20 protein-coding genes are annotated in these 24,712 nt (G+C 51.9%); 5 read left to right on the forward strand and 15 right to left on the reverse strand.

What is annotated here, in order from left to right; translation table 11 throughout:
• Positions 1-201: 201 nt before the first annotated feature.
• From ACSV5M_RS14695 to ACSV5M_RS14710, 4 genes are all read left to right on the forward strand, one after another.
• Positions 202-1,509 carry a hypothetical protein gene (locus ACSV5M_RS14695; protein WP_439176994.1) on the forward strand — a complete coding sequence of 436 codons (1,308 nt, stop codon included), beginning with the start codon at positions 202-204 and terminating at the stop codon, positions 1,507-1,509.
• Between the two features lie 21 nt (positions 1,510-1,530).
• Positions 1,531-3,588 (forward strand): LodA/GoxA family CTQ-dependent oxidase, encoded by a 2,058-nt coding sequence (locus tag ACSV5M_RS14700; RefSeq protein ID WP_439176995.1) that lies wholly within the window; start codon positions 1,531-1,533, stop codon positions 3,586-3,588.
• A 6-nt stretch (positions 3,589-3,594) separates the two neighbouring features.
• Entirely contained in the window at positions 3,595-4,716 is a 1,122-nt protein-coding gene (locus ACSV5M_RS14705; RefSeq protein ID WP_439176996.1) for an NAD(P)/FAD-dependent oxidoreductase, read from the forward strand.
• A 187-nt stretch (positions 4,717-4,903) separates the two neighbouring features.
• A complete protein-coding gene (locus ACSV5M_RS14710; protein ID WP_439176997.1) occupies positions 4,904-7,372 on the forward strand; it encodes an NAD-dependent epimerase/dehydratase family protein in 2,469 nt (822 codons plus the stop codon).
• Between the two features lie 78 nt (positions 7,373-7,450).
• Here ACSV5M_RS14710 and radA read toward each other — a convergent pair whose 3' ends face one another.
• The 15 genes from radA to ACSV5M_RS14785 form a co-directional block, all read right to left on the reverse strand.
• Positions 7,451-8,821, reverse strand: coding sequence for a DNA repair protein RadA (gene radA / locus ACSV5M_RS14715; RefSeq protein WP_439176998.1), 1,371 nt, complete (start codon positions 8,819-8,821; stop codon positions 7,451-7,453).
• Positions 8,822-9,096: 275 nt separating this feature from the next.
• Positions 9,097-10,017 carry a PDC sensor domain-containing protein gene (locus ACSV5M_RS14720; protein WP_439176999.1) on the reverse strand — a complete coding sequence of 307 codons (921 nt, stop codon included), beginning with the start codon at positions 10,015-10,017 and terminating at the stop codon, positions 9,097-9,099.
• 77 nt (positions 10,018-10,094) lie between these two features.
• Entirely contained in the window at positions 10,095-10,583 is a 489-nt protein-coding gene (locus ACSV5M_RS14725; protein ID WP_439177000.1) for a hypothetical protein, read from the reverse strand.
• A gap of 43 nt (positions 10,584-10,626) precedes the next feature.
• Positions 10,627-11,280: a hypothetical protein gene (locus ACSV5M_RS14730; protein ID WP_439177001.1), complete on the reverse strand. Its 654-nt coding sequence runs from the start codon at positions 11,278-11,280 to the stop codon at positions 10,627-10,629.
• Between the two features lie 18 nt (positions 11,281-11,298).
• Positions 11,299-11,631 carry a hypothetical protein gene (locus ACSV5M_RS14735; protein ID WP_439177002.1) on the reverse strand — a complete coding sequence of 111 codons (333 nt, stop codon included), beginning with the start codon at positions 11,629-11,631 and terminating at the stop codon, positions 11,299-11,301.
• Between the two features lie 78 nt (positions 11,632-11,709).
• Entirely contained in the window at positions 11,710-13,599 is a 1,890-nt protein-coding gene (gene parE, locus ACSV5M_RS14740) for a DNA topoisomerase IV subunit B (RefSeq protein WP_439177003.1), read from the reverse strand.
• A gap of 142 nt (positions 13,600-13,741) precedes the next feature.
• Positions 13,742-14,314, reverse strand: a complete 573-nt coding sequence (locus tag ACSV5M_RS14745) for a YqiA/YcfP family alpha/beta fold hydrolase (protein WP_439177004.1) — start codon at positions 14,312-14,314, stop codon at positions 13,742-13,744.
• Positions 14,314-15,126, reverse strand: a complete 813-nt coding sequence (gene cpdA, locus ACSV5M_RS14750; RefSeq protein ID WP_439177005.1) for a 3',5'-cyclic-AMP phosphodiesterase — start codon at positions 15,124-15,126, stop codon at positions 14,314-14,316. Before cpdA ends, ACSV5M_RS14745 begins: the two co-directional genes overlap by 1 nt.
• A gap of 249 nt (positions 15,127-15,375) precedes the next feature.
• On the reverse strand, positions 15,376-15,852 hold the full coding sequence (locus ACSV5M_RS14755) for a hypothetical protein (protein WP_439177006.1): 477 nt from the start codon (positions 15,850-15,852) through the stop codon (positions 15,376-15,378).
• The gene (locus ACSV5M_RS14760) at positions 15,852-16,391 is read right to left on the reverse strand and encodes a hypothetical protein (protein ID WP_439177007.1); all 540 of its coding nucleotides are present in this window, start codon (positions 16,389-16,391) and stop codon (positions 15,852-15,854) included. Before ACSV5M_RS14760 ends, ACSV5M_RS14755 begins: the two co-directional genes overlap by 1 nt.
• A 9-nt stretch (positions 16,392-16,400) precedes the next feature.
• Positions 16,401-19,322, reverse strand: coding sequence for a response regulator (locus tag ACSV5M_RS14765; RefSeq protein ID WP_439177008.1), 2,922 nt, complete (start codon positions 19,320-19,322; stop codon positions 16,401-16,403).
• Between the two features lie 42 nt (positions 19,323-19,364).
• A complete protein-coding gene (locus tag ACSV5M_RS14770) occupies positions 19,365-21,524 on the reverse strand; it encodes a methyl-accepting chemotaxis protein (protein WP_439177009.1) in 2,160 nt (719 codons plus the stop codon).
• Positions 21,525-21,572: 48 nt separating this feature from the next.
• Entirely contained in the window at positions 21,573-22,178 is a 606-nt protein-coding gene (locus ACSV5M_RS14775; RefSeq protein WP_439177010.1) for a chemotaxis protein CheW, read from the reverse strand.
• A 28-nt stretch (positions 22,179-22,206) separates the two neighbouring features.
• On the reverse strand, positions 22,207-22,569 hold the full coding sequence (locus ACSV5M_RS14780) for a response regulator (protein ID WP_439177011.1): 363 nt from the start codon (positions 22,567-22,569) through the stop codon (positions 22,207-22,209).
• A gap of 1 nt (position 22,570) precedes the next feature.
• A complete protein-coding gene (locus tag ACSV5M_RS14785) occupies positions 22,571-23,464 on the reverse strand; it encodes a response regulator (protein ID WP_439177012.1) in 894 nt (297 codons plus the stop codon).
• A gap of 459 nt (positions 23,465-23,923) precedes the next feature.
• Between ACSV5M_RS14785 and ACSV5M_RS14790 the strand changes: the two genes are divergently transcribed.
• The gene (locus tag ACSV5M_RS14790; protein WP_439177013.1) at positions 23,924-24,709 is read left to right on the forward strand and encodes an MHYT domain-containing protein; all 786 of its coding nucleotides are present in this window, start codon (positions 23,924-23,926) and stop codon (positions 24,707-24,709) included.
• Positions 24,710-24,712: the final 3 nt, after the last annotated feature.

The raw sequence follows: 24,712 nt of genomic DNA on the forward strand, positions 1-24,712 counted from the left end.
TTTATTTTTCCTTCGCCCTCCTTCTGTCAAGCGTCCGATTCGGCATCATGCGCCAAGTACAATATTATTTTCTTTTAATTTTTTACGGGATACATTTATTTCTGAATATGTAATATCGTGAAATATCTCAGTCGGGATTTAGCGTCTACAGTGTTTATGTGCTTTCGATGTCTACATAAATCTGTACTAAAGGAGCTAGCCGTGAACCGTGTATCTTCACTGTCCAATCCCGGTATTATCATCTTGTCCCTGGCATTATGGTGTGGCGCGCCAGCCGCCCTGGCCGATTGTCAATCCGATCCCAGTTGGTTTCCCCATTCACAAACACCTGAACCCGGCACCACGGGCTTTAACAACAACTGTGCCTTTCACCAATGGTCCTGGCAGGCATTTTTGTGGCTGACCAAAGAAGTGAATGGCAAGCCGTTGTTCCTGTCGTTTTCATCACCCAATTCATTGATCGACGATGTGCCTTACCGCGGCATGATGCCGCGCATGCAAAAAAGCAATACACCGGAGTCGTTCAATGAATTCCTGCAGGCCGGCACTGACGGCATCATGGTGGATCAACAGGGGCGCGCGATCTATTACTCGCAGCACATCGACAGCAATTTTGTGAAATTTATCTTGAGCAATAAACTGACCGACCCTGCGGTGGTGCGACAATTTAATCCCACCACCAATTTCCCCGACGGCACCATGGAACTCAAAGTTTCATGGAAAATTGTGCAACCCGGCGATGATGTCTCCGATATGTTCACCATGGATGGCGAGATCAACAAGCTGGTGAATAAAGACGGCAAGATTGTGGTCGATCCGAACCAGCGCGATAAGGTCAAGCTTGCACTGGTGGGCTTTCATATTGCCGGCGTGGTTGAGAATCATCCGGAGATGATCTGGGCCACCTTTGAACATAAGCGCAATGCGCCCGTCGTTCCCGCAAACGCTACACCGACAACCGTTGTGTCTGACAAGGATTGGACCTTTTATAAAGCCAACACCCAATACAAGGACTGTAATGTTAACTACGCAAACACCAATAAATTAACCCTGGATGAAGCCACGCAAATATTACGCCCTTCAACCCAGGCCTGCCGCCAGTTTGAATTCGGCAATGATCCCAACAGCACCGATCCCAACGTCCAACAGAACGATGCCAATATTGCCAGCCTGAACGCCGATGTATTGAAGCATCTGGATGAGAATGATGTGTGGCGCAATTATTTTGAGGTAGGTGCAATCTGGTTTGCGGCGAACAACGGCCTCAAACCGAATATGTCACTGGCGACGGACGAAATACTCACCGGCTCGGTGAAATTATCCAATGCAACGATTGAAACCTACACCCAAACCCAAAGCACCATGAACAATTGTTTCCGTTGCCATAACACCATGCAGGCCTTTCCAGGCAACCCCGACCTTGCGCCGCTGCCCGCACTGAATATCAATATCAGCCACGCATTCCAGAATATTTATTTCTGGTCACAAGACACCACGGACGCACAATAAATTTGATTGAGGAGCTGAATCATGTCGAATACGTATTTCAGAGTTCACCCGAGCATTAACTTTTCCCGCGTCGGGGTTAGCGAAGAGTATTACCTGGCGCCGGAGACAGCGGCCGGAAAACTGGTAGATAAACAAACCGGTATCTTTGGCGGTTTGCCGATTAAAACCGGTACCGAAAACACACCCATTGAAGCGAGTGATTTGCGCGATAACCAGCAAAACCCCAAGCGCCAGGCCGCCCGTTTTCGTATTTATGCTTACGATACGCCGCAGACGGTTTATCCCTCTACCGATCCGGGCCGCGAAGTAAAAATCGGCGATGTGGTTAACGGAAAAACCATCAAAGATATTATCTGGCAGGTTCACCTGGCGAACAAAAAAGCGAACAACTACACCATTACCAGTGCGAACAAGGAAGAGGAAGGGATCTTTGCTTATGAAGATAGCAAGACGCCACCCGTGCGCAATGAGACATTAATTCCCGGTAATCCGTCTAACCCGGAGCGATTAACCAAGCTGGTGATTGATGCCGGGCCACGTGCATTGTCCGCCTCTACCAATGGTGCTGCCACACTTCACTTTAATGCCACGACGCCAGCCACTTATACCGATAGCACCGGTGGCATTTACCAGGCAGCACATTACCCTTTCAGTTTTCCCAACGATCATTTCAGCACCTTTAATCCACGGGGAGTGATCGACACGCTGGGGCAAATGACCATTGAAGCCAACACCGGGCGGTTAATCGTGGTAGGTGGTTACGGTCGCGCCAGTGGCATTGTGGAAAATGGCAAACCGCCCGCACTCAACGATGCGATTGATAATGACAAATGGTTTGATGACACCTCTGATGGGCCGGTCACAGCAACAATTATCTTTAACGATGGCTCAACCGCTTCTGTGGTACACGGTTGGGTGGTGTGTACCGACCCCGGCTTTGCACCGCAAACCCGCAACGTGGTGTCCACCTGGGACGATGCGTTTTCAACCTGGGTTGAACAATTAAATTTAATACCGGCGATGCACGCCAACGGCAGTTACAACACCGACTACACCGCCTCGTTTGACGAACATGTGATGCCGATTTTTCACGGTGCTCTGTTGCAACGCTGGAACACCAACCTGCCCAGCGCCGGCGTGAATGGCCACAACTTTGTCGCTTCCATAAAACCCGGCGACAATCCCAAAGAAAAAATTCCTAATCTGAAAAGCTTGATTCGCGACCCGAATAATCCCCAGGAAAATTCGGAAGGTGTAAAGATGCCGCTCGCCCTGGGCGATGCGATGAAAAGTTTTTTAAGCCTGACACCTACGCAATATTTTCTGTTGATGCAATGGTACGACGGCAAATCCGTGGCAGCCGCACCGGTCATGGGCTTCGGTGAGCAGCTTGACCAGGTGGTGCTGGAAAATTGCCTGGGCGGACGTTATTCACCCGGTATCGACCTGACGTTTATCGTGCGCGATGTGAATTTGTATGCGCAGCAATGGCAAGGCACGACCGGTCCCTTCCGTATCAATATGCAACCGCTGGATTATAGCAATGCCACAAGTGGCCAACCGTTTTTGCGGGAAGGTTATGTGCCGCTACGCACGGCCGCAGTAGAGCCCGGCGATTTGTGTAAATTTATGTCCTTACCCTGGCATACGGATTACAACAGCTGCGCCACACACACGCCGGACCCAAATCCTTCCGGCAACAATACGCTCTATTGGTCCTGGCCAGCGCAGCGTCCGGTGAATGTGTACCCGGCAGACCAATGCACTTACAGTAACGGCAAGTGGAATCTCGGCGGGCAGGTATTCAGTGTACGCGGCAATGAAGGACAGGGTACCCATAGCGATTTTCCACAACAGGAGGGGCGTTACCAGTGCTATTTTGACTTCGTGCAAAATTGGCAAAAAGTGGGTTTTGTCATTCAGGGAACGCAAATTCCCGATGGTAAAGGCGGCAATTACGGCAAGGATAAATTCCTTGAAGTCGCCAGCCTGTTTACCACGGATGGACAAACCGTGCAGCCCTGGCCAACGTCAGCAATACCCGGCTATGTTCCGCCTGACAATTGTGGGCCGGCGTAATTTTCTATGGCTGCAAAAAAAACCATTGCCATTATCGGTGGCGGACCTGCGGGGTCCGCCACCGCTATTGCATTGCTCAATGCGTTAAAAGATCAACGCGGCATTGTAGATATAGAACTATGCCTGTTTAATCGGCCCAAGGCCAAAGGCTGGAACGTTGGCGAAACCATTCCGCCCGCAGCAACCGGTGTTTTACATGAGCTGGGCGTTCCGCATATTCTGGATAAACAAATACACAGTGAATGCACTGGCAGTTTATCCGTGTGGGGCAGTGACCAGGCGGTGGCAAACGACTTTATGCTCGACCTCAGCGGCACCGGTTTCCATTTAAACCGCACGGCCTTCGATGCAAGCCTGTTACAAACTGCCCAGGCCTGCGGAGCACGTTTATTCGACGGTTACAGCTTACGCTCCGCCCGTAATGACTATGTTCTGGATTTTGCAGTAAACGGCGAGACGAGAAGTTTTCATGCCGACTTCGTAGTTGATGCCAGCGGCCCAAGCGCTGCTTTTGCACGACGCATGGGAATTGCCCGTAATGTATTTGACGAAGTAATCTCTGTTTACGCACGTATCCCTTGTTATTCCGATTGCTTTCCCAGCCATACATTAATTGAAGCGACCGCGCACGGCTGGTGGTATGTATCAAAAATTCCTGGCAATCAATGCATGGTGTCTTTCACGACGGACAAACACTATATTGCCGAGCATCATTTGCTGCACGACAATCACTGGCAGAAAATGTATGCCCAAACCCATTGGATAAAACAATTCCTGCCCGTCGATGATTTACAGGATGCAGAACGATATACCGCGTCTGCCTGTTCAGCCATTTTATCTGCCTGTGTCGGCGAGCGATGGCTAGCCGTAGGCGACGCTGCAAGCAGTTATGATTCAATTAGTTCGGCAGGCATTACCAAGGCGTTATTGCAAGGCAAACAGGCGGGTGAAGCAATTGCCGAATTCCTGCTCGATGATAACAGCGATAGCCTTGCACGCTACCAGGACAGCGTCTTCGAACAATTCAATCAGTATCTGGGATTGCGACATTACCTGTACCAACGGGAACGACGTTTTGCCGATGACAGCTTCTGGCAGCGACGCATAAACCTGTCATTATCGGCTTAAAAATTTACACGCCATTCATTCAATCCGCACCAACAGTTTCCGCATCGCTTGTTTAATTAACGGAACAAATAATCCGCACGGCTTTCCTAAAACTCGAACCTTGTCTTTCACCGATTTTAATTTTCTGCCGCTGTGTTCGCCATATCACATAGCGGCATTGTGATGCTTGTTCAGAAGGAATGACCGTATGAATCCCTCAGCGCAAAAACCGATGATCATTATTACCGGCGCCGCAGGCAATCTTGGGCAAGCACTGGCCGGTGCATTGAAGCAGGATTATCGCGTTATCGGGCTCGACAGAAAATCTGCCGAGGGCGTTGCAAAAAGTTTTTCGATTGATCTCACCGCGCCCAAATCCGTGAAAGATACATTTCAACAGTTACGGGAGGAAGAAGGTGATGAAATTGCTGCGGTGATTCACTTGGCGGCTTATTTTGATTTTACTGGGGAGAAATCTCCGCTGTACGAAAAGGTGAATGTGGAAGGTACGCGCCTGATACTGGAAGCCTTACAGGCCTTCACCGTCAATCGTTTTATCTACGCCAGTACCATGTTGGTTCACGCCCCTGGCTCTCCCGGGCAGAAAATTGATGAAACCAGTCCTATTGATCCACGCTGGGCCTATCCTGAATCCAAGGCTGAAACCGAAGCGGTTATCCAGCAACATGCGCAAAAAATTCCCTATACGTTATTACGCCTGGCCGGCATCTACGATGAACATACGGCAGTCCCCACATTGTCCCACCAGATCGCGCGCATTTACGAACGGCGAGTAAAAGGCAAATTGTATTCGGGGGATACTGCCGCAGGGCAGGCGTTTTTGCACAAAGACGACATGGTTGCGGCGTTCCTGCGCACCATTGAGCACCGCCACGATTTACCAAAAGAACATGCCCTGTTAATCGGCGAACCGGTTTGCCTGAGCTATGACACCTTGCAAAACCGTATCGGAGAATTACTGCACGGCGAATCGGAATGGCACACCTACACCGTGCCGGAACCTGTCGCCAAGATAGGCGCATGGCTGGAAGAAAAAACCGAACCGGTCGTGCCCGATGACTTTGATAAAGGTGAGAAACCGTTTATCCGCGCCTTTATGATTGACATGGCATCGGATCATTACGAACTGGATATTCGCCGCGCGCGCGACGAACTGGCGTGGGAACCGAAGCATGCGCTCTATGATGTGTTGCCGGTGATGATTGCCAATATGAAAAAAGATGCGTTGGCCTGGTATGCCGCCAACAAAATCACTCCACCGGATTGGGCCACCGAAGCCAATGAGCGCGGCCGCAATCCCAATGATGTATTGAACACCTACCAAACCCATTATCGCCATCAGCATCACCGCAATGTCTGGGCGTCGTTTTTAAATATGGGCCTGGGCGCCTGGCTGATTACCTCGCCGCCGGCGATGAACTACGCTGCAACACCCATGGCTTACAGCGATGCTATTGCTGGTGGATTATTGATGTTGCTCGCATTCGTCTCGCTTTCCTGGCGTATGGGCTGGGCGCGCTGGGGCTGTGCCGTTATCGGTATATGGTTGCTGTTTGCACCCCTCGCCTTCTGGACACCGAGCGCGGTGGCTTATCTCAACAATACACTGGTCGGTATGCTGGCGATTGGCTTTGCCGTGCTGACCAAACCCACACCCAACCTGTCGCCCGTTGCTGCGTTAACTGGTCCGGATATTCCGCCCGGCTGGAATCGCAATCCCTCCGCCTGGTTTCAACGCGCGCCGATTATTTTATTGGCCTTTATCGGCTTTTTTATTTCCCGCTATATGACCGCCTATCAACTCGGCCATATCGACGGCGTATGGGACCCGTTTTTTGCCGGCGTAGATAGCCCCAAAAACGGAACCGAATTTATTATCACCTCGCCCCTCTCCGAAGCATGGCCCGTGCCCGATGCCGGGTTGGGCGCGATGACCTATGCGCTGGAAATTCTCGTCGGACTGATCGGCTCTACCAAACGTTGGCGAACCATGCCGTGGCTGGTAACACTGTTCGGCATCATGATTGTGCCGCTGGGTATCGTGTCGATTACGTTTATTATTATCCAACCTATTTTGTTGGGCACCTGGTGTACCTTGTGTTTGATCGCGGCGGCAGCCATGCTGATCCAGATTCCTTATTCATTGGATGAGTTGCTTGCGACCGGACAATTTTTAAAGCGGCGGCATGATGCGGGAAAACCGGTGCTAAAAATATTCTTTACCGGCGACACTGATGAAGGACAACCGCAACCCGCGCGAGATAATTTTGAACAGAAACCCGTCGATATTGCGCGCGATTTTTTTCAGAGTGGCGTCGGCCTTCCCTGGAACCTGGCGCTGTGTATTCTGCTGGGGATCCTATTGATGTTCAGTCGCGTAACGCTTGGGCACGAGGGTAGCATGGCCAATTGGGATCATCTGATCGGTGCATTGGTGATCACCGTGAGTGTCTGTGCGCTGGCCGAAGTAGCGCGTCCAGTGCGTTTCCTGAATATACCCCTGGCCGCCGTGTTATTGATTACGCCTTTCGTATTTGGTGTTGGCGGCGTGTCCATCGCCGTTACATTGATTACCGCGATTGCGCTGATTATCCTGAGCCTGCCGCGCGGGCCTGTTTACAGTCAATTTGGGCATTGGAATCGTTATCTTGTTTGAGCGGATCTACATGGTGTCTTGGAGCCTTTTCTCTAACGCGACTTTTTTATAGCGCGGCTCTCTTATAAAGCATCCAGCTTATAAAGCATCCAGAGCTTCCTGTAAGTTTTTAACGGCAATGACTTCAATACCGGGATTTTTTTCGCGCGGCGCATTGGCGTAAGGCACAATCGCTTTTTTAAAGCCGTGCTTTGCTGCCTCGCGCAGACGCTCCTGGCCGCTGGGCACCGGACGGATTTCGCCGGACAAGCCTATCTCGCCGAATACCATTAAATCCTCCGGCAAGGCGCGGTCGCGAAAGCTGGAAACAATCGCTACCAATACCGCCAGATCCGCGCTGGTTTCCATCACCCGTACACCGCCGACCACATTCACAAACACATCCTGATCGCCCACCATAATACCGCCGTGGCGATGCAAAACGGCGAGTAACATGGACAACCGGTTTTGATCCATACCCACCGCCACACGGCGCGGATTACCAAGGTGACTGTCATCCACCAGCGCCTGGATTTCTATCAGCAACGGGCGTGTGCCTTCCCACATTACCATCACTACCGAGCCGGAAGAGACATCCTCCGCGCGCTGCAAAAATATCGCCGAGGGATTATTCACTTCACGCATGCCCTGCTCGGTCATGGCAAACACACCCAGTTCGTTCACCGCACCAAAGCGATTCTTGTGACCGCGCAACGTCCGGAAGCGCGAATCGTTATCGCCCTCCAGCAAGATCGAACAGTCGATCATGTGCTCCAATACTTTCGGACCGGCCAGCGAACCATCTTTGGTCACGTGCCCCACCAGAATCAACACCGTTCCCGTTTGCTTGGCGAAGCGCGTGAGGTACGCCGCACTCTCGCGCACTTGCGACACCGAGCCGGGTGCAGAGGTAATATCCTCCATATGCATCACCTGGATCGAATCGATCACCATCACCTTGGGCGCAACTTTTTGTGCAGTCGCGCAGATGGTTTCCACACTGGTTTCGCTGAGCATTTGCAATTTATCGGTAGGCAAGCCCAAGCGCTGCGCACGCATGGCAACTTGTTGCAGCGATTCTTCGCCAGTGATGTACAGTGCGGGCATCGTCCGTGCGAGATTGCACAGCGTTTGCAATAACAAGGTCGACTTACCGGCACCGGGATTACCGCCGATCAACACCACCGAACCGGGCACAAAACCACCACCCAACACGCGATCAAATTCACCGGTACCGCTGCTGAAACGCGGCAGGTCAGCGAGGCTGATCTCGGCCAGGGTTTGCACATTGCCACCCGCTGCTGCGCCGGCATAGCCCTGGAATTTAGCGGAACGATTGCTCGGCGTTGGGCCTAATCGTACTTCCGATAGGCTGTTCCATACGCCGCACTCGGTACACTGGCCCTGCCATTTGCTGTACTCAGCACCGCAGTCGTTACACACAAATGCACTTTTGGTTTTGGTTGCCACGGGTGAGTCCTCGTAAGCAGAAATTCATTCAGATTTTCGCTGTCGCTAAAAAAGCGGTACTTCGTAGTCCGTTTGTCATTAGGGCTTTGGTTTCGAAAACGCATGACAAATTGGCAGGAAGCCAATTTGCACAGCGAAGCTGCCCGTAAGGGTGAGCCACAGGGATGTGGCGATTGCATCATCCCTGTAGCTCCCTCAAGTCGTCCGTGACTTGAGGGTTTCGAAACCTATGCCCTAACGCCAAACTTGCATTGTGCAATCCGGAGAATGTGGTATCAGGCTTTATCGTTAGTCAACTTCAAATAAATACCCAAGCCAACCAGCAACGCCACTGCCGCCATCAGCATCCAAACCGCACTGTTCAAATGAGTAGCATCACCTAACAGAGATTTAAACATCAACAACAAAGACTCAATCGACACCGCGATCACAATGGCCGACATAAACCTGCTGATGGTGCGGCGGCTGGAACCCTGGTGGTGGATGTCTTTGTGCAAGAGTACTTCTTCTTCGAGAATCGTTTTGCCCAGATCAAAAATCGCCAGCCCCAGCGTAATTAAAATCACAGTGCTGAACGCCTGCGTCGCGGTGTTGGTGTGTTTGTAGATTACCTCAAATAGAGAGCTGCCCGCGGAATACAACAACAAACCAGACACCAATACCAGCAGCACACCAATGATCCCGTAGACCACCTGAAATAGCGGGTGAATCTGGCGGCGCAGTTCGTCGCCATTGAGAAAGCTGATCAGCTTTTCGAGATTAAAATTTATCACCAGATAACTCACCTTGCCACTCGCATCAGTAAACCGTTGCACTGCTGACAAAGCAAGCTGGTGAGTCGCACTCGACAAATAAGGAGAGGTTACTGTAATCGCCCGGTGATTATCCCGCGCCGCCGAGTAATACACACGATTACTCCGATCCGATCCCAAACCGGCTTCGCGCCGCTTCGAGTCCGCAATTCCCGGCGCCGCCGCGGAATCGGTTGTCTGCATACCCTGTTCATCAAGGCAGTACAACAATTCCACAAAAGGATAAGACTTGTACAACTTATCCACCACCTGCCCCAAATCTTCCGGCGAACTGGCAATCTTGTTTGGCGCCAGCGTGGTGACAATAGACTCCAACAACCGATCAATCTGCGGCTGGTACTCGTCGTATTTTTTTAATAGGTATAAATAATTGCGTGGGGTCATGATGGGTGGGGATTACCTTTTATAAAAAGATATGAGAGATTCAGAGGCTATCAGGAAAAAACTTACATCGACAAAGCCTATTTTACTTTTGACAGAGTATAAGCCTCTTGCAACATTTTGACATCACTAGCGGCTCGGTGATGTCGATATCTCTCCTGCGTAGGCAGCTGAGCAATCAGCTCTTGAAATCGACGAGCCTCAACAACAGATAAAAGATCGTAAATTGAAGCAATATGAAAGGGGCGAGATTGCCTTGTAGCGAAGTATAAGGTGTCAACCCAATCTACATCCCATCGGTCGGCGTCACTGTATAATGCTCCATCAAAGCCAAGCAGAAATTCATTTAGCTGCTGAACAACTTCAACAGCAGGGCGACCTTCCCGAACAAGGGTTTCCCGCGATATACCGTGTAAACTCTCAGCGATTTCGCACCAATATGTCCACGCTGGTTCTGGTTTGATTAACCAGGACTGCACTTCATTTCCCTTTAGAACAGCTATCTCTATTGGGTAAGAATCGAAGTGCAAACCGCTGGCTTCGATATCGATGATGGCAATGTTAGTCATAGAAAACATAATTTTTGCTCAAAAAAAGCAGCATTAAAAAATATCACAATGTAAATTTAGCCAAATGAAGATTGGTTTTAAATCGCTCAGCCCTTTCGCCATCATTGCTACCACTCCAGATTTTATATTGAAGCTCATCGGTAGCGACGGAGCGAGCTCCACCTTCGTTTAACGATTGATGCAAATCTTGTTGCGGAATTTTAGGGTTTACGTTACTACTAAAAACCCATAGGTTAATCTCACCCCTAACACCCAATTTTTCCGCCGCTTCTCTGATTGCATTACACGTATTTTTATAAAGGGCTTTGTTAGCGCGCACTTTCGCTTGGGATTCCATGAGGTTTTCACTTTCTATATTCAGGTTTTTAACATAGATGTCTCGAATAATATCTGCTGCGGGCACCTGATAAACTTTCATGGCTATCTCTATAGCCGCAACAACATCAACACTCCTTGTCGCGTCTACGTTAAAAACCCACACTTCTTTATCTATGATCGCGGCATCTTTGAGCGTGGTCTTGACTCGCCCCTGAAACGGCGAGGTGTTAACTTTTACGTACTTCGCCTTCCATACGCCAATGCTATCCAGAGTAGTGCGTAAAACATACTTTTTAGCGGCCGCACCCCCACCAAATACCACAGAGACATCTACCTTAAACCGCAGATCCCCTTCAGCAATAGTCATTGCTCCACTCATTGCCTACCTCCTTGGCACTCAGTCTTCGTAGAAATTGGATGAAGTAAATGGACCAAATGTGAGCCTACCCTCCGCTTGGGCCTTCTGCGCGGCCTCATCAATCAATTCAGCCATTAATGGATCGTCGTTTGACCATTCGCCCTGATGATAGGGAGCACAATTTATGATCTCAACAACCTCCAGCCGCAACTCAGCGATTGCTTTTTTTATTTCCTCAACAAACTCTGCTTCACCGGTCGCCAGATATAGACATTCCACATACTGAAACTCGGAACTATCATTATTCAACTCCGAGTTTTCCAACACGCGAGCTTTGACTGATGCTATCCACATAGCTTTATCTGCTTTCATTATCTACCTCCATGCCTCACACAAAATTAATTTTTTATCAAGGATCAACTTAACTCCCTTGAAGAAAGTTGACTGAAATCATACCGCAATCTCCGCCAAATTCCCCTTCTCTTCCAACCAATTCTTACGATCACCCGCGCGTTTTTTCGCGAGCATCATATCCATCACCTGATGGGTTGCGTCGCCGTCTTCGATGGTGAGTTGCACCAGGCGGCGGGTGTCGACGGCCATGGTGGTTTCGCGCAGTTGCAGCGGGTTCATTTCGCCGAGGCCTTTGAAGCGTTGCACGTTGACCTTGCCTTTTTTGTTTTCGGCGGCGAGGCGATCGAGGACGCCTTTTTTCTCGCTTTCATCGAGGGCGTAGTAAACGTCTTTGCCGATATCGATGCGATACAGCGGCGGCATAGCGACGAAGACGTGGCCGTTTTTGACGAGGGCGGGAAAATGTTTGACGAACAGCGCGCACAACAAGGTGGCGATGTGCAAGCCGTCGGAGTCGGCGTCGGCGAGGATGCAGATTTTGTGATAACGCAGCTCGGTTAAATCTTCTGCGCCGGGATCAAGGCCGATGGCGACGGAGATGTCGTGCACTTCCTGGCTGGAAAGAATTTCTTCGGAGTTGACTTCCCAGGTGTTCAGGATTTTTCCGCGTAGCGGCATGATGGCCTGGAATTCGCGGTCGCGCGCTTGTTTGGCGGAGCCACCGGCGGAGTCACCTTCCACCAGGAATAATTCGCTGCGCGAGGGGTCGCCGCTGGAGCAATCTGCCAGTTTTCCGGGCAAAGCCGGGCCCTGGGTCACTTTTTTGCGCGCGATTTTTTTACTGGAGCGCACACGTTTTTGCGCGTTGTTGATGCAGAGGTCCGCAAGCTTGTCGCCTTCTTCGGTGTGCTGGTTTAACCAGAGGGCAAAGGCGTCTTTGGCGATACCGGAGACAAACGCAGCGGCTTCGCGCGAGGTTAAACGTTCTTTGGTTTGGCCGGAAAACTGTGGGTCGGCCAGTTTGAAGGAGAGCACATAACAACAGTTGTTCCAGATATCTTCCGGTGCGAGCTTGACGCCGCGCGGAATAAGATTACGGAATTCGCAGTACTCGCGCATGGCGTCGAGTAAGCCCGTGCGCAAACCGTTAACGTGCGTACCACCTTGCGCGGTGGGGATCAGGTTGACGTAACTTTCCTGAATCAGTTCGCCACCTTCCGGCAGCCATTGCACAGCCCAATTAACAGCTTCAGTTTTGCCACTGAAGTCACCGACGAAGGGTAACTCGGGCAAGGTTTCCCAGCCTTGAGTCGCGCCAGCGAGGTAATCTTTTAACCCGTCTTCGTAAAACCATTCATCTTTTTCGCCGCTTTGTTCATCGAGAAAGGTAACTTTCAAACCGGGACATAAAACGGCTTTTGCGCGCAGCACGTGGCGCATACGGCTAACAGAAAATTTCGGTGAATCGAAATACATCGGATTGGGTAAAAAGCGCACCGCGGTGCCGGTCTGGCGCTTTGGGCAGGTGTCAATGATCTCCAGATCTGTGGCTTTATCGCCGTTCGCAAAACCCATGCGGTAGACATTGCCATCGCGTTTGATGGTGACTTCCAGCTTTTGCGAAAGTGCGTTCACCACTGAGACACCCACACCGTGCAAACCACCGGAAAACTGGTAATTCTTGTTGGAGAATTTGCCACCCGCATGGAGCGTACACAGGATCACTTCAACACCGGGCTTGCCTTGTTCCGGGTGGATATCCACCGGCATGCCGCGACCATCGTCGGTGACCGTGACGGATTGATCTTTATGCAGGATAACTTCAATGGATTTGGCGTGACCGGCGAGGGCTTCGTCCACGCTATTGTCGATAATTTCCTGGGCGAGGTGGTTGGGACGTGTGGTTTCGGTGTACATCCCCGGACGTTTTTTTACCGGGTCGAGCCCCGTGAGTACTTCAATATCTTCTGCGGAGTAATTGGCCATAGCGTCTTCAGTATCAAGTTTGAGTAGGTCGGGTTAGCCGCATGGCGGCGTAACCCGACGGGTCAGTGGTTGTATTTATCGGAAGCGTTCTGGTTACGGCAACCTTAGTTGTCGGATTACGCCGCGTTGCGGCTAATTCGACCTACGGGAATAGAAAATGTATTCCGTCGTTTAAAAATCGCTCGAACCCCTGAAAGCCATGATCGCCACCTGTTTCTACGGTTTGTTTGCACCCTTCATAGAAGGCGACGGCTTGTGTGTAGTCGAGGGTTTCGTCGCCGGTTTGCGCGAGCAGCCAGTAGTTGGCATGGCGTCGAACAGGAGAAGCGCAGGCTTTGATTTCGTCGATATGCCCGGCGTTCAAGCGGTAGCTATCATCCGTGTGATAAGACGGCAGGTCAACCTCCAGATAGTCCGGCATAAATTCCCAGGGCCGCACCGCCGGGTTCACCAGCAACGCGCGCAGATCATACTTTTCCGCCAGCCAGGTTGCCCAGAAACCGCCCAGCGAACTGCCGATTAAACCGACCGGTGAGGGCTGGAGAGATTCCACCAGGGCCTCCAGTACCTGCTGGGTGGCACGCGGGTAAGGCGATAAATGCGGGCAGTGATAACGGATGTCGGGACGCTGCTCGGCCAGCCACTGCGCGGTCTGGCGAGCCTTATAGGACAAGGGAGAACTGAGGAAGCCGTGGATATAAATCAGGTCAGACATCAATAACCGGCGGACTTGTAGTCGATCACATAGTGCTTGCCACTCACCCGTGACACACCGGTTTCGATGCGGCCGTCCGGATAGAGGTCAAACCAGCGGTAACCGGGCATGGCGGTATCCACTGCAAAGTCATCGCTGTTGGGCTTGAACTGGACGCAGGTAGACGGTGTGGCGAAGAGTTTCATGTGCTTGCGGCGGCGGCTGAAGTCCTGGTGTACATGGCCCCAGACCACGCTCTTGACCTGGGGGCTGCGGTCCACAATGGCCAGGAACGCGTCTGCATTGCGCAGCACATATTGATCGATCCAGGCACTGCCCACAGGCAGGGGTTGATGGTGCAACATCACCATCACGTGTTTATCGGCATGTTCCGCCAGCGCCTGTTCAAGGAAGTCCAGTTCGCTCTGCTCCAGGTTGCCGTATACCTGCCCCGGCACGGCTGAATCCAGCAGCACAATGACCCAGGCGCCCAGGTCCACCAGGCGACGCTCTGGCGGGTTGGGGATGGACAACTGGCTCATCATGATGGCGGAATCGTGATTGCCGGGAATCCAGGCGAAGGGCACGCTGAAGTAGCGCCGGATCATGTCGATAAAACGGCGATAACATACATCATGCCCCGCACTGGCAATATCGCCGGTGCAGACAAGGTAGTCGAAGGTGGGTTGCTCGGCAGTGATCAGTTGCAGGACATCTTCCAGACTTTGGTCTGTATTCAAGCCGAGCAGAGATTCACTGGCGAGCGGACCCAGATGAGTATCGGTGATCTGTATCAGACGCACGGGTAGTTCGTTCACAGTGATTGCTGACATATCATGCAAATCCATCTCGCGCTGGCTCTTCCTTTTGATATTAGTGTTAGGAGAATAAGTGCGAATACTAGCGCCAACGATATACGCTAATTCACATTTCCGCCACCTGCTATAGCTTATAAGGAACAAGATTTACAGGAAAGAAGGGTAAAAAAAATCGGAAGTGTGAAGAAGTTAAGGGTTGAGCGCTCTTCCTGGGTTCAGGTCACATTAATAGACTTAATATTTATAGGGGAATTAAAAATCCCCTTAATGCATGGCCAACAAGTCGGCCGGCGTGCGATCAAACAAGGCGCGCAAGTCGAGCACCGGGTAGCGCTGCGCCTGATCCTCGAAGGCCGCATGGGCAAGGAGTTGCCAACTGGTTTCCAATTCGGTAATCGCCACGGATTGTTGCGGTTTTACCGGCAGCAACCGGGGAATCCCCCGCAGGAAGATCGCACCCATATCCATCTCGCCGGCGCTGTTCTCGTAAGCAATGATCGCGGCCATCCGCTCTTCGTCCACCACGCGGGAACGACGATGTGAAACCAGTTCGTGAATATCCAATGCCGGGATAAACCGGTTGCGCCACAAAAAGCCCTGCTCGCAATAAGACGGCAAGCCCGGCAGGCGCACACTGGCCTTGATGTATTCAATGTATTTCAGTTCATACCGCCCGATAGCCACCGCCGTTGTTTGATCAATGGGCAATAGCCAGGCACCTAATTCCTGCATCTGTGACATCAGCCGGCCCCTTGTAACGCGCCGCGCGCAGCCTGTGCGCGAACCTGCACACCGCGCACCTGCAATAACGCAAGCAGGTCTGCCGCTGAACTGAGGCCCAGGGCGGTGTCGCCGATCAAGGCGAAACTGGTAAACGGTTGCTTGCGGCTACTCATGCTGCGTGGAACCGGGTACACCGGGTATTCCCGCGTGTCGAGTTTATTGAGTGAACTGCAGGCAAGTGCAAAAGCCTGTTGTTGATGACGCAACAACACCAACACCCGGTGATGCGTCTCCAGCCGGCTTTGCAATTGCAAGGCTTTGTTGAGACAGAATACGGGGTAACGTTGCTGCTCGAATTCCACATAACCACAGGTTTGTGCTGCGAGCGGTGAAGCTGTTTCCGCCGGGGCGATCAAGAGGTTGCCAGGCAACAGCGTCACCACATCTGCTGCGGGCAATAACAAACCGAACTCGCCGCCATCAAGGTGCACCCGCTCCGGTGCGGGTGCGGTCGGCGGTGCAAGGCTGGGCGATTGATCGTTTATGGTGGGCGGCATGACTCCATCCTAGGCAGTGATGGAAGACTTGAGGCAATGCAGCAACTCGTCTTCCGAAAAAGGTTTATTCAGATAATTATCCACGCCTGCGGCTTTCGCGAGGCTGCGATGCTTTTCCGTGTTGCGCGAGGTAATCATGATCACCGGGATATGTTTGGTCGCATCGTTGGCGCGCACGTGGGCCGTCAATTCCAGTCCGTTCATGCGCGGCATTTCCATATCCACCAGGATGACGCTGGGCATTTGCCCCTGCAAGATATCCACTGCTTCGAAACCGTCTTTAGCCGTGCACACATCCATCCCGATGTCGCTGACAAACTGCGCCAGGGACCGCCGGGTGCTGAGCGAATCATCCACCACCAGCGCCATGGGACGTTGGGTAATCGGCTGATGCCGCAGCGCTTCGTGGGTAACCTGCCAGATGGCATTGTTCGTACCCGATTGCAATAAATCCAGTACCAGCTCTTGCACATCGATCACCGGGGCGACTTCACCATCACCCAGAATCGTTGCACCAATCACACCGGGTACCGCAGGTGTCAGCGCCGTCAGCGGTTTAATGACCATCTCGCGGCTGGCGCTGACGCTTTCGATCAATACCCCCACTTGTTGACCGGGAAAACTTTCCACGACCAGGAGCGCGTGAGCATCTGCTGTATTGATCGCGACGGTATTCGGCAGGTTTGCCAATTGCGCGATGTGGTACACATCAATCAGCGTATCGTTGAATTGATATTGCAAACCCTCGCCGCTGGATACCAGGGTGGCGGCATCAAGGAACAACAATTGCTCGACGCCGCGCGACGCCACCACCAGCCGATGTGCACCGCTTTTTATCAGCAAGCCGTGTTCCGCGATCATGGTCATGGGCAAGCGAATAGTGAATTCACAGGCTTCACCCGGAAAACTTTCAACCGTGATGCGTCCTTTCAATGACGCAATACGGTCGGCCACCATATCGAGGCCGATACCGCGCCCGGAGGTCTGGCTGACGGCGTCGCTGGTGGAAAACCCCGGCGCAAAGATTAACTGGTGCAACCAGCGTTCGAGTAATTCGGGATGCTGTTCATCCTGGGCGGCAGCGGGGATGGCAATATTCAACGCTTCTGCTTTTGCGGCAATGCGCGTGTGATTTAACCCGGCGCCATCGTCGCGCACCTGCACCAACACCGATTGGCCCTGTGCGCGAAATTGCAGGCTGATCACGCCCTCTTCCGGCTTGCCCATGAGCTGGCGCTGCATGGTAGTTTCAATACCGTGATCCACGGCGTTGCGTAACAAATGCATGAGCGGATCAACCAACTCGTGTAGTACCCGGCTGTCAATCATGGTGTCGCCGCCGAGCAACTGCAGGCGCGCTTTCTTGCCGGTTAAACGGCAGGCCTGACGCACACACCGCTGGAAGCGCGCTTCCATGGTGTGCGCTGGCACCATGCGCATCTCCAGCAATAAATTTTGTGATTCGCGATTGGTGACCTGTTGCTCGTAGGTTTGCTCTTCCAGACCGCGCAATTGCCCCTGGGTTTGATAAATGGCGTCGCGCGCGTCGGTGATAAATTCCTGCAGCTGATGAAAGAAACTGTGCAATTCGTTGTAACGATCCAGCTCCAGCGGATCAAGTCCGTCGTCGTGGCTGCTCTTGAACCGCCGGCTGAATAATTCACGCACCTCAATCAATTGACCCAACTCTTCCGTTAGCGATGTGAGCTTGTGATGCAATTGGCCGATATGGTTTAACTGTTGCTTGATGCCATGGACTTGCGTTTGCAAACGGTTGGTACCGATGGCACTGCTACCGGCAAGGCGCAATAAATCCTGCGCGATATCCTCGCGTACCCGCAGTTGCGAGGCCATGGCTTCCTGAAGATGCTGGTTGGCGGCCGTTGAGGAAACAGCCTCGTGCACTTCATGGAGTTCAGCAATCGGCGCGGGTGGCGCGAGTTCATTATCCGCCTCAACAAAAGCGGCATTCACGAGGGATTCAATACTCGCCGTGGATACACCGAAACTGGCGACGTCGTGCTGATAGACAAAGTGGTAAGCATCCAGCACTTGCTGCATCACGCGCAATTCAAGCTCGCTGACATTGGAACCTTCCACCAGATTGTCGAGCATGGCGGCGAGTGTGTCGGACATGTCCACCAGCAGTTGTTTCAAGGCTTCACTGGGCTCGCCAGGCTGGCGGGACATTTCTTCCAGCAAGTCTTCACTGAAATGCATAAAATTCGCCAGGCCTTTTACGCCCACCACATTGCCGGAGCCTTTGATGGTGTGTGCAATGCGTTGCGCACTGGCCAGCGCTTGTTTATCGAAGGTTCCCACAAAGCGGCCAATTTGTTCCGCGAAACTATTGACCTGACCGGGCAGCTCCAGCATCAAACCTTCGTACAATTCCTGATTGATGTCGTCGCTCAAATGCAGCGACAACATTTCCATCGTGGCAAGGGTCGGTAATTTGCGTGACGGGTCGTCGGTCACCGGGATATCGGCCTGAACCAGCTTGGCCCCCAGTTTGTGCTGCTGTGCCTCGCTCAAGGGTTGTGGCCAGGCAGCATTGGCCAGAAATTCCAGAACGCTCAGGACAGTTGCGGGCGGTATATCACCCTCCCCCAGACGTTGCAGGTAATCGATAAAATACACCGCCCAGGAATCCACCAGCAGACTTTGCTCCGCATCCACACCCGCGGGTTGTTGCATCAACGCCTGGAAATTTTTCTCCATAAAACGGCAGGCTTCGGCCAGACCTTGCAATCCAATCAGCTCCGCCGCTTCGGCAAAGTGCGCGACAGAAGCGCACTGGTCCGATAATGTTTGCTGATCCACACCGATTTGCGTAGTCTGCCCGAGAGAGTAATCCAGTTGCGCATGCAATTCTTGCGTAAGCAGTTCGACAAGATCCTGCTGATCACGCGTCAAAGGATTATTATTCATCTCACATTCCATCCAGGCGATTTAGCTTCACACAGGTAATGATCAGGCGTTGGCAATATTTTTTTCCATTTGTTCTTCGTTGACCGCCGGCTGGCGAATCGACACCAGCGTGTTGTGCGCTTCCGCGCGGAACTCCGGCAGGGTAAAGACATTTACCCGCTCAAGCAGCGAACGCGCATGCACTTTCAGCTCATCGGTCTGCAAGCGCTGTTGCTCCAGTTCACTGTAAGTTTTTTCGGTCGATTCGGTAATTTGTGTCGCGCGGTCGCGCACCCGGTTGGCCATGTTGGCCTGGTTAACCGAATTCACGGCGATGGATTTTACGTGGTTTACCAGCTGGCGCGTGGCCGCTTCGGTTTCGTGCATCCGCTGACCGGAATCTTCCGCCAGCTTGGTTCCTTCCGCCACCTGCGCAATCAGTTTGTTCATGATGTTTACAGTGTCGGACGTCTCAACGCGGATGTTATTTACCATCGCAGAGATGTCTGACGTTGCACCACGCGCGTTTTCCGCCAGCCGCTGCACCTCTTCCGCGACCACCGCAAAGCCCTTACCGGCTTCACCCGCAGACGCCGCGTGCATGCTCGCATTCAATGCGAGGATATGAGTCCGTTCAGCGATGGTGTTAATCAGGTTAACGATACTGGTAATTTCCTGTGAACGGTCGCCCAGACGCTTGATCCGTTTTTCCGTTTCAGAAATGGTGCTACGAATCGTTTGAATACCTTCAACCGTTTCGGTTACCGAAGACTGGGCTTTGAGCGTACTGTCAATCGCGGTGGACGCGATGCTGTTGGCAACACGCGCCTCCTTGGCGATATCGCTCATGGTTTTCGCTGACTGATCCAGGGCCGCAACTGTCTCGGCAACCTGGGTACGCTCTTCTTCCGCGACCTCCATTACCGCACTGGATTGCGCCTGCAATTGATCCGAGATCGCATTGATTTTTTCTGAAGCGGCGCGTACCTGATGCAAGGTGCGGGCTGTTTCGGAGGTCAACAGATTCACCGCATCGGATACGGTACCGGTAACGTCCGCCGACACCGGCACCTTGATGGAAAGGTCTTTACGGGCAATCAAACCCAGCGCACGGATCAAACCGATAATGGAGTTGTTGAGTGTTTCGTTTTCCTGGAATTTCTCTGCCAATACCTGGATACGTTCATCCAGCAAACGGTTAAAAGCGCGACCCAGATTACCGAGTTCATCATTCGCGGTTATGTTTACCCGCGCCTTGTCGTTACCGCGGTTTTGTTGGGCAATAATGGATTGCATATGCCACAGCGGTAATACGATGCTGCGATAAATCAGGAACAATCCGAGGGTGGTGCCGATGGCGGTCATAAACAACACGATGGCAAACATCCACTGCGCTACCGTGCGCTCACCTTCCGCCGCATCAATCCGGCGTTGCAGGTTTTGATTCATGGTCGTGCGATAGGCTTCCACTGCACTGACAACACCGAGGCTGGCGTCTTCCACCATTTGTTCACGCTCGGCTGCCGTCGCACGTCGGTCAATCATTGCCTCAAAACCGGTCGCGTAATTTTCCGTCAGCGTCAATGCGCGTTGGGCGGCGGTGGTTGATAAATCCAGTTGACCAATAGTGTCCCGCAGATTTGCAACGGCCGCCTGGAATGCGGCGGCATAACGTCCATCCCGCGTGCGCAGGAATTCTGAATAATGTAATTCTGTTTGCAGGATGCTATTCAATGCGGCCGGGTGGGTTTGCAACAGATTGCGTAACTGGCCGGCCAGTTCAGGCAGGGGTGTATTGACTGTTGCTTCTGCGGTTTCCGCTTGCGCCAGGGCCGGAATGGTTTGCTCCACGGTTTCTGCGAACTGCTGATTAGCCGCTTCAATGCTGTCCTGCGCGGCCGCTGAATAAAATTGGAAGTTCACTTTACCCAGAGCTTCCTGGGCCTGCCGCACACCCTCTGCAGCCGCTAGCAGTTCCTGTGAATTTTCAATCTCACCACTTTGCATAGTCGACAACAGGCGTGTCTTAAGCGCTTCATGAGATTGCAACGCCAGGTTTAACGATTGCTCCGCCTGCTGGAACTGCTGGCGGGTGCGCTCCTGTTTGATATCCACACTGATCTGCGCGTAATAGGCCACGCCCATCAACACGAAGCCAACGATCAACCCGATCATCAGGCTACTGATTTTGTGGGAAATCTTAATTCCCGATACGTTTTTCATTATGAGACTCCAGGATCGATTTTTAAAACAAGAATGCCTGCTGTGCGATTACATCGAATACAGTGTATCGATGTGGTGAGCCATACCGGCACGGGCGCTCTCCGATTGACGGCGATTCGCCAATGCCAATAATTGGGTACCGAGTGATTCACCCGCGATGCGATAGTGGGTCACGCCGCGTGCGAGAAACGTATCTTCCACCAAAGATGCCAGGGCCGCGTCTTGCTCCAGAGTGTCATCGGCGACCCGATCCTGATCCGCCAACTCGATGGAAACCGGTAACCGGTCAATCAACAGCGCCACCGCTTTATCACCCTTTCCGATACAAAACACATAAGGTTTGTGCGGCGCGGCAAGCGCCCATTCCTGATGCAATCGGTACACCGGGACCAGAACGCCCCGCACATTACACAAACCCGCTAACACCGGTGGTGCATTGGGTATCGGCGCCACCGGCAAACCGGAAAAGACTTCGCAAAAGCAACTGGCCTTTACTACAAAATGCTTTTGGCCAATCGAAAAGCCGAAGTGTTGTTCACGGATAAGCTCCGCACCAAGGCGCTCCTGATCCGTCAACAACACCTTGTCGACATCGGCATGTTGCAAGCGGGACAGCGCGTCAATCAGCGTCTGCTCAAGGGTGTTGATGTCCATGCGCGGGATATCTCGCCGGGTTAAAAAGTTAGAGCGCTGCAATCGTGTCGATAATCTGGGCCTGGGTATAAGGTTTGGTGATCATGCCTTTGCCACCTTGCAATTCACCCCACACACGATCCGCGCGCTGGTTTTTGCTGGTGACAAACACGACAGGAATACTGGCGAGGTCTTTATCGGAGGTAATGTTGCGACAGGCCTGGAAACCATCCACACCCTCCATTACAACGTCCATCAGAATAACGTCCGGGCGATAGGCTTTGGCTTTGTCGTAAGCGTCTTGTCCGTCGGTTGCGGTGATAACCTGGTAACCGGCGTCTGCCATAATTTGTTTCAGGTGCTGCAAGTCTACTGGCGAATCGTCCACGATCATGACTTTGCTGGGCTTCATGTTACTTCTCCATGCGTTTTACGAGATGTTTTTGGGTGATTTCTTTGAATTCATTGTGATTGATCGGCTTGGTCAGGTAGGTATCACAGCCGGCCAAAATGCCTTTTAATTTATCGAACTTGGACGAGCGGCTGGTCAGCATAATGACCGGTGTCGTCTTGTTCAGTGCGGAGCGGCGAATGGTTTTACATACGCTATAACCATCCAGCCCCGGCATGACCACATCCAGAAAAATAACATCGTATTTTTCCTGCTCGGTGGCTTTTACGGCCGCTTCACCATCCGCGACCGAATCCAGGTGCGCGTCCATACTGTCGAACTCAATAGTTAATTGGCGCCGTACCGCCAGGCTGTCGTCAGCCACCAGCACACGAATATTTTTTTGCCGCGCGTCCTGTTTGATTTGCGTGGTGGTGCCTATGGCTTTGATGTTGTGCACCACCGCAGAAGAGGGTTCCACTTCAGAGCCTATTTCAAATTCGGGGTAATAATGAAGGTGGCGGATCGTAAAATTGTCCAGGGTTTGCAACAATTTCGCCGGATTGATCGGCCAGGGAATAACAAATTCGGAGGCGCTTTTCTCGTCGGTGATTTTTTGCCCCAGCCGCAACACCGGTTTGCGCTTGTCGCGGCTGACCGTGGCAGCATGACGCTGCCAGCACACAATCGCTTTGGGGTTGGATACATCCAGAACATGGATGTCGGAGTCAACTGCACGCGCCAATTCACTGGTGGATGCGACATCATTGATGACAACCAGCTTATAGCAACGTTGACGATAACGGGTAATACCAAAAACGCGTTCGAGTATTTCTATATCTCGTTCACTTGCTCCGACAACCGCAACAGAAAAGATCCTGCCGGGTGTCTTCATTACAGATGCTTGAGCGGTCATTTGATGATAATCCTTGCGCGAACGCAACGGTAAAAATAAAAATGCGCCAATGCAATTCACTGCACTGGTAATGAGCAATTTTAGATGAGTGTTGCTCGGCGGCAATAAAATTTTGCGCCTGGAAAAATAATGGCGCAAAAAATATCAAACGAGATGATCTAAAAAATTCGCAAACTAATGCGTCAAATTAATGAAATTGACGAAAAACATCTCCTGACGGTCAATTTTTTTATTAAGCAAATTCATGCACTTACCTACCCAATGAAAACCAGTTCACAAATTTATTTTCTTGTGCCTTGGTGATTTTTTTAATTTCAAATTATTATTTTTTTTCAAAAAACATGATTATTTAATCTATGGAAGCGCAAATGGAATAACTAGAATCCATAAAGAAAGCATCACCGCTCCGGAGGGAGCGGGCGCTATTGGATTTTGTTTTTTATTTTTAAAGAGGATTTTATGATGGAGATGGAAGCAAGCTACAACTGGTTTTTGGTCATTCTCTCATTTCTTGTTTCAGTCTTTGGTTCATTTACTGGTTTGCAAATTACTAACGGAATGAAATCCTCCAAAACTGGCCCGTCAATTACCTGGATTATTGCTGCCGCGGTCTCCCTCGGTGGCGGCGCGATCTGGACCATGCATTTTATCGGCATGCTGGCCTACCAGGTTCCGATGGATGTCGGTTATACACCTGGCCTGACTTTCCTTTCCTTATTAATAGCCGTGGTCGCTGTAGGTATCGGTATTTACATCGCCGTCAGCGGTAAATTGTCAATCGTGCGCTTGTTAGGTGCCGGCCTGTTTACCGGTCTTGCGGTAGCGTCTATGCATTACATCGGTATGGAAGCCATGGTGATGCACGGCGCGATGGTGTATGACAAAACCCTGGTAGGTGTTTCGCTGGCCATTGCCATTGTTGCCGCAACCGTTGCCTTGTGGCTCGCGGTAAACCTGAAAGGTACCTTGTTGATGCTCGGCAGTGCGGTGGTTATGGCCATTGCCGTGTGCGGTATGCATTACACCGGTATGGCGGCCATGTCCATGGTGCATGACCACACCGCAGAGCAAGTCATTATCGAAAATTCCATGAGCCCGATGACCATGGGTCTGTTTATCTTCTGCGCCAGTATGTTCTTACTGGTCATCTGTCTGATTATGTCCTTGAACCAACTCAGCAATCGTATGGAAGAAGAATTGGGAGAAGAACCGGGAGACGCACAAGACGCTTACGCCAAGACGTAACGC

Source organism: Cellvibrio sp. ARAG 10.3, assembly GCF_051846955.1.
Taxonomy (GTDB): domain Bacteria; phylum Pseudomonadota; class Gammaproteobacteria; order Pseudomonadales; family Cellvibrionaceae; genus Cellvibrio.